Origin of the sequence: Streptomyces sp. NPDC096132 (assembly GCF_044763345.1) — a bacterium.
Taxonomy (GTDB): domain Bacteria; phylum Actinomycetota; class Actinomycetes; order Streptomycetales; family Streptomycetaceae; genus Streptomyces.
The window spans coordinates 66,133-80,303 of sequence record NZ_JBIWGA010000021.1 but is presented as its reverse complement, the minus strand read 5'-3'; the positions used below and the strand labels follow the sequence as shown (position 1 = coordinate 80,303).

12 protein-coding genes are annotated in these 14,171 nt (G+C 73.2%); 6 read left to right on the top strand and 6 right to left on the bottom strand.

Annotated elements, in window-relative coordinates; all coding sequences use genetic code 11:
* Nucleotides 1-531 precede the first annotated feature (531 nt).
* Entirely contained in the window at nucleotides 532-1,467 is a 936-nt protein-coding gene (galU, locus tag ACIRF9_RS37710; protein WP_403831845.1) for a UTP--glucose-1-phosphate uridylyltransferase GalU, read from the bottom strand.
* Nucleotides 1,468-1,855: 388 nt separating this feature from the next.
* Between galU and ACIRF9_RS37705 the strand changes: the two genes are divergently transcribed.
* Nucleotides 1,856-3,682, top strand: coding sequence for an RICIN domain-containing protein (locus ACIRF9_RS37705; RefSeq protein WP_403831843.1), 1,827 nt, complete (start codon nucleotides 1,856-1,858; stop codon nucleotides 3,680-3,682).
* A gap of 135 nt (nucleotides 3,683-3,817) precedes the next feature.
* Nucleotides 3,818-6,268: a beta-glucosidase gene (locus tag ACIRF9_RS37700; protein ID WP_403831840.1), complete on the top strand. Its 2,451-nt coding sequence runs from the start codon at nucleotides 3,818-3,820 to the stop codon at nucleotides 6,266-6,268.
* 7 nt (nucleotides 6,269-6,275) lie between these two features.
* Here ACIRF9_RS37700 and ACIRF9_RS37695 read toward each other — a convergent pair whose 3' ends face one another.
* The gene (locus ACIRF9_RS37695; protein ID WP_403831838.1) at nucleotides 6,276-6,665 is read right to left on the bottom strand and encodes a hypothetical protein; all 390 of its coding nucleotides are present in this window, start codon (nucleotides 6,663-6,665) and stop codon (nucleotides 6,276-6,278) included.
* Nucleotides 6,666-6,859: 194 nt separating this feature from the next.
* Between ACIRF9_RS37695 and ACIRF9_RS37690 the strand changes: the two genes are divergently transcribed.
* Nucleotides 6,860-7,501: a DedA family protein gene (locus ACIRF9_RS37690; RefSeq protein WP_403831835.1), complete on the top strand. Its 642-nt coding sequence runs from the start codon at nucleotides 6,860-6,862 to the stop codon at nucleotides 7,499-7,501.
* An 89-nt stretch (nucleotides 7,502-7,590) separates the two neighbouring features.
* Here the strand turns inward: ACIRF9_RS37690 and ACIRF9_RS37685 are convergent, their stop codons facing one another.
* Nucleotides 7,591-8,118: a gamma carbonic anhydrase family protein gene (locus ACIRF9_RS37685; protein ID WP_403831833.1), complete on the bottom strand. Its 528-nt coding sequence runs from the start codon at nucleotides 8,116-8,118 to the stop codon at nucleotides 7,591-7,593.
* 109 nt (nucleotides 8,119-8,227) lie between these two features.
* On the opposite strand from ACIRF9_RS37685, the gene ACIRF9_RS37680 reads away from it, so the two are divergent.
* Nucleotides 8,228-8,992, top strand: a complete 765-nt coding sequence (locus tag ACIRF9_RS37680) for an acyltransferase (protein WP_403831830.1) — start codon at nucleotides 8,228-8,230, stop codon at nucleotides 8,990-8,992.
* 652 nt (nucleotides 8,993-9,644) lie between these two features.
* Here the strand turns inward: ACIRF9_RS37680 and ACIRF9_RS37675 are convergent.
* Nucleotides 9,645-10,502 (bottom strand): EamA family transporter, encoded by an 858-nt coding sequence (locus ACIRF9_RS37675; protein WP_403831827.1) that lies wholly within the window; start codon nucleotides 10,500-10,502, stop codon nucleotides 9,645-9,647.
* A 105-nt stretch (nucleotides 10,503-10,607) separates the two neighbouring features.
* On the opposite strand from ACIRF9_RS37675, the gene ACIRF9_RS37670 reads away from it, so the two are divergent.
* Together ACIRF9_RS37670 and ACIRF9_RS37665 are read left to right on the top strand one after the other, a co-directional pair.
* Nucleotides 10,608-11,180, top strand: coding sequence for a helix-turn-helix domain-containing protein (locus ACIRF9_RS37670; RefSeq protein WP_403831824.1), 573 nt, complete (start codon nucleotides 10,608-10,610; stop codon nucleotides 11,178-11,180).
* Between the two features lie 43 nt (nucleotides 11,181-11,223).
* Nucleotides 11,224-11,778: a YbaK/EbsC family protein gene (locus ACIRF9_RS37665; protein ID WP_403831822.1), complete on the top strand. Its 555-nt coding sequence runs from the start codon at nucleotides 11,224-11,226 to the stop codon at nucleotides 11,776-11,778.
* Between the two features lie 8 nt (nucleotides 11,779-11,786).
* On the opposite strand, the gene ACIRF9_RS37660 is transcribed toward ACIRF9_RS37665, so the two are convergent.
* Nucleotides 11,787-12,854 carry a cation diffusion facilitator family transporter gene (locus tag ACIRF9_RS37660; protein ID WP_403831819.1) on the bottom strand — a complete coding sequence of 356 codons (1,068 nt, stop codon included), beginning with the start codon at nucleotides 12,852-12,854 and terminating at the stop codon, nucleotides 11,787-11,789.
* Between the two features lie 103 nt (nucleotides 12,855-12,957).
* Complete coding sequence (locus ACIRF9_RS37655; protein WP_403831816.1) at nucleotides 12,958-14,166, bottom strand: 4-hydroxybenzoate 3-monooxygenase; 1,209 nt, start codon at nucleotides 14,164-14,166, stop codon at nucleotides 12,958-12,960.
* Nucleotides 14,167-14,171 lie beyond the last annotated feature (5 nt).

Below are 14,171 nucleotides of genomic sequence, written 5' to 3'. Positions count from 1 at the left end.
CACGCCTTCACCCGGGCCTCCGGGCTTCCGGCCCTTGGGCTTCGGGCCTCCGGCCTCGGGCCCCCGGCTCCTGGGCCTCCGGCCTCCGGCTCTTGGGCGCCTTGGGCTTCCGGGCCTCCGGCCTCGGGCCCCCGGCTTCCGGGCCTCCGGCCCCCGGCTTCCGGGCCTCCGGGCCTCCGGCCTCCGGCTCCCGGCCTCCGGGCCTCCGGCCTCCGGCTCCCGGCCTCCGGGCCTCCGGGCCTCCGGGCCTCCGGGCCTCCGGGCCTCCGGGCCTCCGGGCCTCCGGCCTCCGGGCCTCCGGCCCCCGGCCCCCGGGCCTCCGGCCCCCGGGCCTCCGGCCCCCGGCCCCCGGGCCTCCGGGCCTCCGGCCCCCCGGGCCGCCGGCCCAGGCGTTGGCGTACGGCGGCCGGCCTGGCCCCCGCCCACCCGGCCCCCTGTCGGCCGGCGGTTGTCAGGTGGTCGGGCTTGACGGCACGTCGGCGGGCGTCGCGCCGCGGGCGGAGGTCGCCGCCGCGGGCGGATGTCGTGGCGTCAGGCCGCCAGTCGCTCCCGGTCGGCCCCGCCGTCGCCGTAATTCAGGCTCGCCGTGAACTCCTTGAGCCAGGCCACGAACTCCGGTCCCAGGTCGGGTCGGTCGCAGGCCAGGCGGACCACCGTGCGCAGGTACTCGGCCTTGTCGCCGGTGTCGTAGCGGCGGCCGGAGAAGAGCACGCCGTGGACCGTGCCGTCCGCGGCCAGTTCCTGCAGGGCGTCGGTGAGCTGGATCTCGCCGCCGCGCCCGGGCCCGGTGCGCTCCAGGACGTCGAAGACGGCCGGGTCGAGGACATAGCGTCCGATGACGGCGTACCGGCTCGGCGCGTCCTCCCGGGCCGGCTTCTCCACCAGTCCCGTGACACGTACGACGTCGTCCTCGCCGGACGGTTCGACCGCCGCGCAGCCGTAGAGGTGGACCTGCTCCGGCGGGACCTCCATCAGGGCGACGACGCTGCCGGCGTACCGGTCGCGGACCTCCAGCATCCTGCTGAGCAGGGTCTCGCGCGGGTCGATGAGGTCGTCGCCCAGGAGGACGGCGAAGGGCTGGTCGCCGACGTGGTGGCGGGCGCACAGCACCGCGTGGCCGAGGCCGAGCGGGTCGCCCTGGCGGATGTGGTGGATGTCGGCGAGCCGGGCCGGGTCGCGCACCGCGTCCAGCCGAACGGTGTCGCCCTTGGCGGCGAGCGCCTGCTCCAGCTCGAAGGCGTGGTCGAAGTGGTCCTCGATGGCCCGCTTGTGCCGGCCGGTGACCATCAGTACGTCGTCCAGACCGGCCGCGGCGGCCTCCTCGACGACGTACTGGATGGCGGGCTTGTCGACGACCGGCAGCATTTCCTTCGGGGTCGCCTTCGTCGCGGGCAGGAAGCGGGTGCCGAGGCCCGCCGCCGGGACGACCGCCTTGCGAACCGTGGGTGCGGAGTGGGGGGTGTTCATGTCGATCATGTTGGACGAAGGGGATGGGAGTACCCCGAGAGCCGCATTTGTGATTCCTGTGGAGCCCGCAAGCCCCGCCTGGGAAGTTGGAGATTTCGTGTGGCAACCGGCTTTGCTCGTCCACAAGTTGAGTCGCGGACTCCGGCCGGATTTCGAATGCGGGTGCGGATACCGCCGGTAACTTATTTGAAATTCCCTCGCTTTGAACATGAGTCGATCGAACTCCTTGTTTCCTGTGAGGCGCGTGTGCGAAGGTGAGCCTCCCCTTACGGACGGACCGGATCAGCCCTCCCGCCTGGCCGGCCGAAGGTACGCACCAATCAGGCACCTGCTTTCCGGCGGACGCGCAATTCGCCTGCGGTCCGTCGGCTTGGAAGGAAATGGTTCCGTGCAATCCCCGAACCCCCCGCGACCGCCTTACCCGCCCCGCCCCGGATGGCCTCCCGGGGATTCCGACCCCCAGCTGGCCGCCCGACTGGCCGAGGGCGACAAGAGCGGTCGCGCGGTCGGCCTGCTGCTCGCCCGGCACTGGCGGGCCGTCCATGACTACGCGGCCGTCTGCCTGGCCGACACCGGGGACTCGGCGCGGCTCGTGGCCGCCGCCGCGTTCCACACGGTGTTCGGCCGGCTCGCCGACGGACACAACGGCGGCGCCCTGCGGCCCCGACTCCTCGTCACCGTACGGAACACGGTCCGGGAATGGGCCGGCACCGAAGGACTTTCCTCCGTCCTGCCGGAGTTGCGCAAAACCGTCGGCGGTCGCGGACTGCGCGCCGCGCGGCCCGTCACACCCGAAAGGCGGCAACTGGCCGAGCGCGCTTTCTCCTTGCTTCCCGCCGCCTCCCAATGCCTGTTGTGGCACACCGAGGTGGAGGCGGAACCCCTATCCGTACCGGCCGGTCTGCTGGGCGTGGACGACATCACCGCCGCGGCCGGACTGGTACAGGCGCGGGAGCAATTCCGGGCGGGCTGCGTCCGTGCCCATCGCGAACTCGCGCCCACCGCCGAATGCCGCTTCTACAACCGCCTCCTCGACGTGCCTCTGCGCCGCGGCGGAACCCTGCTGCCCGACGTCCGCCGGCATCTCGCGCAGTGCCGCTTCTGCCGGCACGCCGCCGAACAGCTCAGCCACTTCGACGACGGACTGGACGTCCTGCTCGCCGAGACCGTGCTCGGCTGGGGCGCCCACCGCTATCTCGACTCCCGCCCCGGACGCGCCACGTCCGGCAGCCGGCCGTCCCGGCCCCGTCCGACGCGCCCGACCGGCCGTCACCGCACCACGTCGGCCGGTCTGCTCGACCTGCCGGGCCGGCGCCCCAAGGCGGTGCTCGTCGGCGTCGGGCTGACCTCCCTCGCCCTCCTCGCGACCGTCCTCGTCGCCAAGAGCTGGTCCGACGACAACGGTGTCCCCGACACCCGCCCCACCTGGGGCGCCCCCGCCGGCGGCACCAGCACCCCGGGCCCCGACGACCCCTCGCCCTCCGGCTCCCCCTCGGCCGCCTCCGCCGCCCGCTCCGCCGTGGTCGCCCACGGCCGGCTGCGCAGCCCGGAGACCGGGCGCTGCCTCGATGCCGCGGGCGGCAGGGCCGAGTCCGGTGCGGCGGCCGTCCTGACTGCCTGCTCGTCGGCCGCCTCGCAGCAGTGGTCGTACCAGGACGACGGGCTGCTGCGCAGCGCCGCCGCCCCGACCCTCTGCCTGGCCGCCGACCCCGGCCGCGGGTCGGCCGCGCTGGCCCGCTGCGTGGTGCACTCCGGCGAGGCCTTCTTCGACCTGACCGTCCGCGGCGAACTCCTGCTGCGCCGCGACGGAGAGCTGGTCGTCGCTCCGGGCACCGGCAGGGCACGGGCGAAGGTCGTCGTCACGGAACGGGACGGGTCCGAGCGGCAGCGCTGGGTGTTCGACACGGCCGACGCAGTGAAGTCGGCCCCAGCGCCCGAAGGGCAGACCCCGGCAGAGCCGCCGGCGCCGCACCTCGACCCGCCGCTCTCCCGTGACACCGGCCCGGCACCCCGCGATGCCGTGCCCGCGGCACCTCGACTCGCCCCACCCGCGACGGAGTTCGAGACCAAGGCCGCCCAGGTGGACTGCTGTGGAGCGCCCGAGCCGCCCGGGCGGCGAGAGCCGGAACCCGCCGAGGTCCTGGACTCCCTCCCCGCCGCGACCCGGCAACTCGCCGACGCCGTGGCGGACGTGACGACGGCGCTCGGCCGCTGAGAGCACCCGCACCCCAGGGGGCCGCCCGACAGGGTGGCCCCCTTTTCGTTCAGCTCATTGACACGAGTCACTCGCGCCTCTAGCTTCCGACGCGTCGACGGCTCCTCACGGAGCGTGAAGAAGGAGTGACGGCCCATGACCGACGTCTCCCGACGATCCGCCCTGACCCTCGTGACCGGCGCCATCGCCGTGGCCACGGCGGCCACCGGCGGATTCACCCTGTCCTCGCGCGCCCACGCCGCGACCGGCCCCAGGGTGGAGGAACTCCTTGCCCGGCTCACCCTCGACGAGAAGACCTCCCTGCTGCACGGCGCCACCGACCCCGCCCCACTCGGCCAGGCCGGCTACGTCCCCGGCGTCCCCCGCCTCGGCATCCCGCCGCTCCGCCTCGCCGACGGCCCGGCCGGCGTCCGCCTCACCGCGCACGCCACCGCCCTGCCCGCCCCCGTCCTGCTCGCCGCCACGTTCGACCCCGGCCTCGCCCGCCGCTACGGACAGGTCATCGGACGCGAGGGCCGCGCCCTCGGCCAGGACGTCCTGCTCTCCCCGATGGTGAACCTCGTCCGTACCCCGTACGCGGGCCGCAACTTCGAGACCTTCGGCGAGGACCCGCTGCTCGCCTCGGACATGGTCGCCGCCGAGATCGAGGGCATCCAGGGCGAGGGCCTCGTCGCGACCGTCAAGCACTTCGCGCTGAACAACCAGGAGAAGGACCGGAACACGATCGACGTCCGCGTCGACGAACAAACCCTGCACGAGGTCGAGTTGCGCGGTTTCGAAGCCGCGGTCAAGGCCGGCACGGGTGCCGTGATGGGCGCGTACAACAAGGTCGACGGCACCTACTCCTGCGAGAACGAAACCCTCCTCACCGGCATCCTGCGCGACCGCTGGGGCTTCACGGGCTGGGTGATGACCGACTGGTTCGCCGCCCACAGCACCGCGAAGGCCCTCACCGCCGGACTCGACATGGAGATGCCCGACGGCACGTACTTCGGTACGGCGCTGAAGACGGCCGTCCAGAACGGCACCGTCCCCGAGACCTACGTCGACCGGGCCGTACGCCGCCTGCTCTCCGTCATGGACCGCTTCGGCCTGCTCGACGGCAGCGCACCGCCCCGCCCCGGCCGCGACGCGAAGGCGGGCGCCGCGGTCGCCCTGGAGATCGCCAAGGCCGGCGCCACCCTCCTGCGCAACGAGCGCCACACCCTTCCCCTGACCGGCGGCTCCATCGCGGTGATCGGCCCCAGCGGCACCCTCCCCTTCGTCAGCGGTGGCGGCAGCGCCCATGTCGTCCCCGACCGCGCCGACAGCCCCCTCACCGCGATCAGGGCCAGGGCCGGGGACAAGGTGACGTACTCCCTCGGCGAGGACCTCTTCGGCAAGGCGATCCCCGCGTCCGCGCTCAGTCCCGCCTTCGACGGCGAGGGCCGGCAGGTCGCCGCCGGGGAGACATGGACGTACGACGGCACGCTCACCCTCGCAGCCGCCGAGGAGTGGACCTTCGTCCTGCACTTCACCGGCTCACCCACCGGCCGCCCCAAGGTCCTGCTCGACGGCAAGGAACTCTTCCCGCTGGCCTCCGGCTACGGCGAGTACTTCATGGGCGGCCTGGTCACCACCGCCGCCGACGGACTGACGGTCCGCCGCGGCACACGCGCCCTCACCGCCGGCGCCCACACCCTGAAGATCACCGCGCAGGGCGGCAGCACTGGACAGACCTTCCGGCTGCGCCGCATCACGGCCGTCACCCGCGCCCAGGACATCGCCGACGCGGTACGTGCCGCGCGTTCGGCCCGGCACGTCGTCCTGTTCGCCTACGAGGACGCCACCGAGGGGGTCGACCGCACCGACCTCGCGCTCCCCGGCCACCAGAACGCGCTCGTCGAGGCCGTGACGGCGGCCAACCCGCGCACCACCGTCGTCCTCAACACGTCCTCCGCGACGGCCATGCCCTGGCTCGGGCGGACCGGCGCGGTGCTCCAGATGTACTACCCCGGCCAGGAGGGCGCGGGCGCCACCGCCGCCGTCCTGTTCGGCGACTGCGACCCCGGCGGTCGGCTCACCCAGTCCTTCCCGGTCGACGACGCCCACCACCCCGTGGCCGGCGACCCGCGCCGCTACCCGGGCGTGGACGGCGTCGAGGAGTACTCGGAGGGCGTCCACTGCGGCTACCGCTGGTACGACGCGGAGGGTGTGCGCCCGCTCTTCCCGTTCGGGCACGGACTGTCGTACACGTCCTTCGCCTACGACGACGTCTCCGCGCGCCGGACCGGACACGGACTCGACGTCACCTTCACCGTCCGCAACACGGGCCGCCGGGCCGGCATCGACGTGCCGCAGGTCTATCTCGGGCGCTCCCCCGACCTCCGGCTCGACCAGCCGGTACGGGTGCTGGCCGGCTACCGGCGGCTCACCCTGAGCGCGGGGGAGCGGCGCCGGGTCACCGTGCGGATCGCCGCCCGCACCCTGTCCTCCTGGGACACCGGGCGGCACGACTGGGTGCTGGGCACCGGCCTGCGCGCCGTGTGGGTGGGGGCCTCGGCACGGGACCTGCGGCTGCGGACGACCGTACGGGTACGGAGCTGACCGGCCGCTACGACGTGCAGACGTCCCTCAGTTCGGCGGCCGCCTCGTCGATCGCGGACGCATCCGGGGTGTCGCCGTTCAGGACGTCCCGGTTGTAGTCCTCGATCGCCTGGTCGAGCTTGTTCACCGCCTTGTCGACCTTGCCGTCGTCGGACTTGTCGTTGATCTTGTCGATGTTCTTCTCGATCGTGTTGATGGAGTCCTCGGTCTTCGCGGGGTCGTCGATCGCCTCCGCCCCGGCCTTGTCGATCGCCGTGATGCTGTCCGTGATGTCGTCGGCGTTCGACAGACAGTCGACCGTGTCACCGAACTCGCAGCCGGTGAGCAGACCGGTCGTCAGCGCGAGGGCTGCGGCGGCGGAGGCGATGACGGCGGTACGGCGGCGGTTCGCTCGCATTCAAGGGGTCCCTTCTCGACGGCTGTTGTCCTCACCGACCACGATCACGTGCCCGTGGCGCCGTCACGAGGGACCGCGCCCCCGGATCCGTGGTGTAGCCCGCTACACCACGGATCCCGGGCGGGTCCGGCCGACCCGGTAGGCTTCCCGGCAGCACGCGATGTTCAAGGAATGTCAAAGGGGAGGGACCGCCGGTGCACGTCCAGGAGTGGCTCGACACGGTGCCCGCGGCGGCCGTCTACGCCGTGGTCGGCCTGGTCATCGGTCTGGAGAGCCTCGGTATCCCGCTGCCCGGCGAGATCATCCTGGTCTCGGCCGCGCTGCTGTCCTCCCAGCACGGCGGCATCAACCCCGTCGTCCTCGGCGCGGTCGCCTCCGCCGGCGCCGTGATCGGCGACTCCATCGGGTACGCCATCGGCCGCAAGGGCGGGCGCCCGCTGCTGGCCTGGCTCGGCAAGAAGTTCCCGAAGCACTTCGGCGAGGCGCACATCGCGACGGCCGAGCGGTCCTTCGAGAAGTGGGGCATGTGGGCCGTCTTCTTCGGCCGCTTCATCGCGCTGCTGCGGATCTTCGCCGGGCCGCTCGCGGGCGTGCTGCACATGCCGTACTGGAAGTTCCTCATCGCCAACGTGCTGGGCGGGATCGTGTGGGCGGGCGGCACGACGGCCGTCATCTACTACGTGGGTGTCGTCGCGGAGTCCTGGCTGAAGCGGTTCTCGTATCTGGGGCTCGTGGCGGCGGCACTGATCGGACTGGCGTCGTTCCTGGTCGTGAGGCGCAAGGCGAAGCGCGCCGCGGGAGAGGCCGAAGTGGAGACCGTAGGGGCTGCTGAGTAGTTCGGGCGCGGGTTGTCGGTGGCTGGTCGCGCCCGCGCGGCGGAGCCGCAAATCGATACGGCCCCGCGCCCCTGGGAGGTTGCCCTGGCCTAGCCGTGAACCTCGCTGTGAGCCTTCGCGAGCTCCGCGTAGAGCGTGCCGTTGAGCGTCACCCCATGCCGCTCCTCCTCCGTAAGCTCCCGCTTCACCTTCGCCGGCACCCCCGCCACCAGTGATCCCGGCGGCACCTCCATCCCCTGCGGGACCAGCGCCTGGGCGGCGACGAGTGAACCCGCCCCGATCACCGCGCCGTTGAGGACCGTCGCGCCCATCCCGATCAGACAGTCGTCGCCGACGGTCGCGCCGTGGACGACCGCGTTGTGGCCGACGGACACCCGCTCGCCGATCGTCACCGGGAAGCCGGGGTCGGCGTGCAGGGTCACGTTGTCCTGGATGTTGGCGTCGCGCCGGACCGTGATCCGCTCGACGTCACCCCGTGCGACCGCGCCGTACCAGACGCTCGCCCCCGCCTCCAGCGTCACCTCACCGATGACCGAGGCCGTCGGCGCCACGAACGCCTGCTCGTCGATCTTCGGTTCCCTGCCGCCGATGCCCACGATCAGCGCCTTGTGCGTCATCACCGTCTCCTCGCGTCAGTCGTACTGTCGCACCGTACGTCACCCGGTGGGGTGAAGATCACAGGTCTCCTGCCATATCCCGGGAGCGCGTGCTGAGTACGGTGAGCGGGTGCCGAAGCGCAAGAACACGTTCTCATCCTGGCGGGGCCGCCTCGTGCAGCGTGCCGTCCACGCGGGCTGGGCCTGGGTGCAGCGCACCGGCTCCGTCACCGCCGAGCGCCCCGGACGCCTCCGCTTCGGCTCGATCGGGCCCGCGACCCGGCTCGCCTTCCCGCTCGGCACGGTCTTCGGCGAGCCCTGGATCCATCTCGGCTCCCACTGCATCGTCGGCGAGCAGGTCACCCTGACGGCCGGTCTGATGCCCGACCTCGACCTGGGCCCCGACCCGATCCTGCGCGTCGGCGACGGTGTCGTCCTGGGCCGCGGCAGCCATGTCATCGCCGACACGACCGTCACCATCGGCAGCGACTGCTACTTCGGGCCGTACGTCTACGTCACGTCCACGAACCATTCCTACGACGACCCGCACGAGCCCATCGGCAAGCAGTGGCCGCGCATGGAGCCCGTGGAGATCGGTCCGGGGTGCTGGATCGGCACGGGAGCGGTCATCCTGCCGGGGGCGCGGATCGGCCGGAACGTCGTGGTCGCGGCGGGCGCCGTGGTGCGCGGGACCGTCCCCGACCACGCCGTCGTCGCGGGCGCGCCCGCCAGGGTCGTACGACGGTGGACTCCCGGTGAGGGCTGGCAGCCGCCACTGCGCACCCCGGCGCCCGTACCGATACCCGACGGCGTCACCTCGGACCAGCTGGTCGCACTGTCGGAGCTGGACGAGGAGTCGGTGGAGAGACTGGCCCAGCTGGAGCCCGAGGGCTGACCCGTCCGGTCGACGCGCCGACGGCAGTCGCCTCAGCCGGTCGCGGTGAGCCGGCAGAGGCCCGGATCGGTTCGTCGCCGCGCAGCCGACCCGTCGGCGGCGCGCCCGGCCATCGTCGGTGTGCCGAGCAGTGCCAGAGCCGCGCCCGCCTGGTGTGCCTGGCGGCAGTCGCCTCAGCCGGTCGGTCGGCAGGGGCCCGGTCGGATGGTCGCCGTGGTCGGTTCAGCAGGCCGGCCAGCGGCGGCCCGTTTGGCGTGGCGTCCGCAGCCGGCTAAGCCAGCGGCCGTGTGCCGCCCGGCGACAGGGCTGCGCCCGCCTGGTGCGCCTGGCGGTAGTCGCCTCAGCCGGTCGGTCGGCAGGGGCCCGGTCGGATGGTTGCCGTGGTCGGTTCAGCAGGCCGGCCAGCGGTGGCCCGTTTGGCGCGGCGCCCGAACAGCTCAGCCATCGTCGGTGTGCCGCCCGACAGGCCCGCGCCCGCCTGGTGTGCCTGGCGGTAGTCGCCTCAGCCGGTCGGTCGGCAGGGGCCCGGTCGGATCGTCGCCGTGGTCGGTTGGGCCGACCGGTCGGTGGCGGCCCGTTTGGCGTGGCGTCCGCAGCCGGGTCAGGCGGCAGCCGTGTACCGAGCAGTGTCAGGCTCGCGTCCGCAGTTCGCTCAGCCCGTTGCCAGCAGTAGTGTGCCGACCAGGGCGAGGCCCGCGCCCGCCGCCTGGACCGCCCTCAGGCGCTCCCGCAGGAATCCGCGCGCCGCGAGGGCGGTGACCACCGGGTAGAGGGAGGCGAGTACGGCGGCGACCGTGACCGGGCCGCGCTGGGCGGCGAGGGCGTAGGTGCCGTTGGCGGCGACATCGGCGAGTCCGACGAAGGCGTATGTCGGGAGCGCGGCCCACGGGAGGCCGGCCTCGGGGAGGGCGGGGGTGCCGCGCCGGACGGCGGCGTACAGGGCGGCGCCGCCCACCGCCACATTGGTCAGGCGCTGCACGAAGAGGGCGAGGAACAGGCCGGTGACGGTCGTCGACGCCTCGGTGATCAGCACGAACACCGTGCCGAAGCCGAGCGCCGCGACCAGGGTGAGCAGGATGGCCCGCCGCTGCACCGGTGCCCCGCGCAGCTGCGGACCGCCGGCCAGGACGACTCCCAGTACCGCGACCGCGATGCCCGCGACCTGTGTCGGGCCGGGGCGCTCGCCGAGGAACAGGCCGACCGAGACCGGGACGGCCACGCTCAGGGTGGCCAGCGGGGAGACCACGCCCATCGGGCCGAGTGCCAGCGCCTGGTAGAAGGAGAGCAGGGCGACCGGACCCACCAGACCGGCGGCGACCGCGAACCACAGGCGCGGGCCGGCCTCGCTCCAGCCGCCGGTGGCGACGACGATCGCGCCGAGGACGACCGCCGCGATCGACTGCGACACCACGACCACCGTCAGCGCCGGGGCGCGTCGCGTCAGCAGCCCGCCGCCGAAGTCGGCCAGTCCCCACAGGAGGCTGGTGGCCAGGGCGAAGAATGCTGTCACGGGGTCCTCGCAGTACAGTTCGGTGCACGATCGGGTGCACCCCACCGTAGTGCAGGGAAGTGAACCCCGGCATCCAGAATATTGGACTCCTCAAGTGGACGGAACGTGTCGGACCTCGAACTCCTGACCCAGTCCCTGGCGCGCAACGTCAAGCACTGGCGCTCGGTGCGCGGCTTCACCCTGGACGTGCTCGCCGCCCGGGCCGGTGTCAGCCGCGGGATGCTCATCCAGATCGAGCAGGCCCGCACCAACCCGAGCATCGGCACGGTCGTCAAGATCGGCGACGCGCTCGGCATCAGCGTCACCACGCTCCTCGACTACGAACAGGGTCCGAAGGTCCGGGTCGTCCCGGCCGAGCAGGTGGTGCGGCTGTGGCACACCGACGCGGGCAGCTACAGCCGTCTCCTCGCGGGGACGGAGGCGCCCGGTCCGCTGGAGATGTGGGACTGGCGGCTGATGCCGGGCGAGAGCAGCAGCTCCGAACCGCACCCGGCCGGCACCGTCGAGATCGCGCATGTCACGGCCGGTGAGCTGACCCTCACCGTGGAGGGCGTGGAGTATCGCGTCCCGGCCGGTGCGAGTGTCACGTTCGAGGCCAACGCGCCCCACGCGTACGGCAATCAGGGCGAGATCCCCACGCATCTGGTGCTGGCCGTCTCGGTGCCGCCCGTGCCCTGAGACACCGCCGCCGCGGGCGGCCGGATCTTGTTAGCGTGCGAGCATGCGCGCACCCATCGGACACTTCGACACCGCCACCCCCGCCCCCGACCGCCTCGACGAACTGATCCGCCCGGTCGCCGACGCCGTACGCCACTGGAGCGGCAGCGTGCCCGCCGATCAGATCGTCTACGTCGACACCGACCCGCGGTGGGCCGACACCGCCGTGTTCGTCGAGCACTACGGGCGGGAACTGCTGGAGCAGTCCGCGAACTGTGTCGTCGTGGCCGGCAAGCGGGGTGGCGAGACGACCCTCGCCGCGTGTGTCGTCCTGTCCACCACCCGGGTCGACGTCAACGGGGCCGTCCGGCGTCAACTGGGCGCCCGCAAGGCCTCGTTCGCCGCGATGGACACCGCGGTCGGGGAGACCGGCATGGAGTACGGCGGCATCACCCCCGTGGGACTCCCCGCCGACTGGCCGGTACTGGTGGACTCCCGCGTCGTCGACCTGCCGTGGGTCCTGGTCGGCAGCGGACGCCGGCGCGGCAAGCTGCTCGTCCCGGGCAAGGCCTTCGCCGAACTGCCGGGCGCGGTGGTGCTGGAGGGCCTGGGCGCCTGATCCCGGGCTCAGGCCGCCGTGTGGTGGGCGAGGGCCAGATGCGGATCCGCCTCGCCCGGCACCGGCGCCGGGTCCGCGTGCACCAGGGCCGCGGTGAGCCGGGGGACCGCGTGCAGCAGCGCGTGCTCCGCGTTCACGGCGATCGCGTGCGCCTGACGTACCGTCGCCTCGCCGTCCACGACGACCGCCACCTCGGCCCGCAGCCGGTGCCCGATCCAGCGCAGCCGCAGCTCGCCCACCGCGCGTACCCCCTCGACCTCCCGCAGCGCCCGCTCGGCCCGGTCGACCAGGGCCGGGTCGACGGCGTCCAGCACCCGCCGGAACACCTCCCGCCCCGCGTCCCGCAGGACCAGCGTGATCGCGGCGGTGATCGCCAACCCCACGACCGGGTCGGCCAGTTGCCAGCCCAGTGCCGATCCGCCCGCGCCCAGCAGCACGGCCAGGGAGGTGAATCCGTCCGTGCGCGCGTGCAGGCCGTCCGCCACCAGGGCCGCCGAGCCGATCGAACGGCCGACACGGATCCGGTACCGGGCCACCCACTCGTTGCCCGCGAAGCCGACCAGCGCGGCCACGGCGACGGCGCCGACATGCTCGACCGGCCGGGGGTTCAGCAGCCGCTCGACGGCCGTCCACCCGGCGAAGGCGGCCGACGCGGCGATGGTCAGCACGATCGCGAGGCCCGCCAGATCCTCCGCGCGCCCGTAGCCGTAGGTGAAGCGGCGGGTGGCCGCCCGTCGGCCCAGGACGAAGGCGATGCCGAGCGGTACGGCGGTCAGCGCGTCCGCCGCGTTGTGCACCGTGTCGCCGAGCAGCGCCACCGACCCCGAGACCGCCACCACGACCGCCTGGGCGACGGCCGTCACGCCCAGCACCGCCAGCGACACCCACAGCGCGCGCATGCCCCGGGCCGAGGACTCCAGGGCCGGGTCGAGCTTGTCGGCGCTCTCGTGGGAGTGCGGGGTGAGGAGGTGTTTCACGCGGTGACCGAGGCCGGTGGAAGGGTGGGGGTGCGGATGCTCGTGGCCGTGGCCGTGGTGGTGTTCGTGACCGTGGTGGTGGTCGTGCTGCTCGCTCACGTCGGTCCCTTCCGGTGCGCGGGGCGGGCGCGCGTACGCCCACTCCGCCATTATGTGCGTATGCGCGCACGCATGCACCTGTCGGCCGCGCACCGTGGACGGGTCAGTAGTGCTCGGCGGTCCCCAGGTACTGCTCCGCGAAGGCCGCCGCGGCGGCGGGGGACGTGAACAGCCGGCGCAGCCGGGCGAAGGTCGTGCCCGCGCGGAACGGGTCCCCGGCGGCCGTCCCGTGGTAGACCTCCGACAGCCACTGCGAGAACTCCTGGTAGTCCCACACCCGGCGCAGACACAGATCCGAGTAGCCGTCCAGGCCGGCGCCGTCCCCGCCGTCGAGATACGCGGCCAGCGCGTCGCCCAGCACGAACGCGTCGTGCAGCGCGAGGTTCATGCCCTTGGCGGCGATCGGCGCGACGAGATGGGCCGCGTCACCGGCCAGGAAGAGCCGGCCGTACGTCATCGGCTCGACCACGTAGTCGTGCATGTCCAGCACGCGCTTCTCGATCAGCGGCCCCTCGGTGAGCGGCGGTGCGCCCGCGCCCGAGAGGCGCGCGTGCAACTCGGACCAGACGCGGTCGTGGGACCAGTTGTCCGGGTCGTCGCCGGGCGGGCACTGGAGGTAGTAGCGGGTCACCTCGGGGCTGCGGGCCATGTGCCCGGCGAAGCCGTTCGGGTGGACGCCGAACAGGACGCAGTCGGAGGACGGCGGCGCCTCGGCCAGCAGCGCCAGCCAGCCGATGCCGTAGTCGTGCCGCGCGATCCGCAGGTGCTCCGGCGGCAGCGCGCCGCGGCTGACCCCGCGTGCCCCGTCGGCGCCGACGACGAACTCGCAGTGCAGCAGCCGCCGTTCACCCGTCTCGGGACAGGTGAACGACACCGAGGGGTGGGCCGACTCCAGGTCGTGCAGCTCGACGTCGCGCACGGAGAACCGGGCGTCTCCGGCGCGCACGTCGACGTACTCGTGGACGAGGTCCGTCACCAGCAACGGCTGGGGGTACACCCAGTGGTGACGGCCCGTCAGGTCTCCGTAGGAGAAGCGGTACCGCTCGCCGCCGAAGCGGAACTCGCAGGCGGTGTGGCGCTGGGCCCGCGCCAGCAGGTTGCCGGCCAGGCCGCGTCGCTCGAGGCCGCGGACGGCCCACTCCTCGATGACGCCGGCGCGCGGCCGCTTCTCGACGAACTCACGGCTCTCCGTCTCCAGGACGACGCAGTCGACGGACGCGGCCCGCAGGATGTTGCCGACGGTGAGTCCCGCGGGTCCCGCGCCGACGATGACGACCGGAGTGCGGTGGGGGGCAGGGGAGTTGGTAGTCACCCGCA